The organism is uncultured Jannaschia sp. (assembly GCF_947494025.1).
Lineage (GTDB): Bacteria > Pseudomonadota > Alphaproteobacteria > Rhodobacterales > Rhodobacteraceae > Jannaschia.
On the sequence record NZ_CANLTQ010000132.1, the window covers coordinates 1 to 577 of the forward strand.

General features: G+C 69.2%; 1 protein-coding gene. It reads right to left on the bottom strand.

Going from position 1 to position 577, the window contains the following annotated elements:
- Positions 1 to 577, bottom strand: a 577-nt coding sequence (locus Q1B08_RS21645) for a DUF1349 domain-containing protein (RefSeq protein ID WP_299823498.1), incomplete at both ends; no start/stop codon positions are given.

Below are 577 nucleotides of genomic sequence, written 5' to 3' on the forward strand. Positions count from 1 at the left end.
ACCGGCGTCACGTCGCCATCCTCGTTCACCAGAGGATCCGACGCGCTCTCGAAGTAATCTACCCGCGCGGTGTAGCCCGCAGCCGGGCCGGTATTGCCCGAGAAGAGACCCGCCGCCCCCAGCTGCAGCGACTTGGTGAAGCCGCCCGCCATGGTCCAGCTCTCGCCGTCGGTCGAATATTCCAGCGTCCAGTCGTCGTCTTCGCGCGTCGCCCGCAGCCACGGCGCCGAGGCGCCCGGCACCACCACGTTGAACCGCGCCGACGACACCCCGCCCTGCGTCACCGCCCCGAAGGCGCGCAGGTTCACCCCGTCGAAATAGGTGTCGAGCCGGATCCAGGTGTCGGCATCCTGCTCGAAGAGGAAGCCCTGCAGCTGGAACTTGGCCGAAGGCGTGGTCAGGAACCGCGCCATCAGCTGAAGATCGCCATCAGCCACCGACTGCATCGCCCGGACGCCGTTATTGGTCCCCCAGACGTCGTGGTTGCCGTCCGGCGTCGCCAGTTCCAGATAGCCGTGACCGTCCGCCGCGCCGAGCCCCACGCTCACCCCCGCCGGCCCCGCCGCGGTCCAGATCG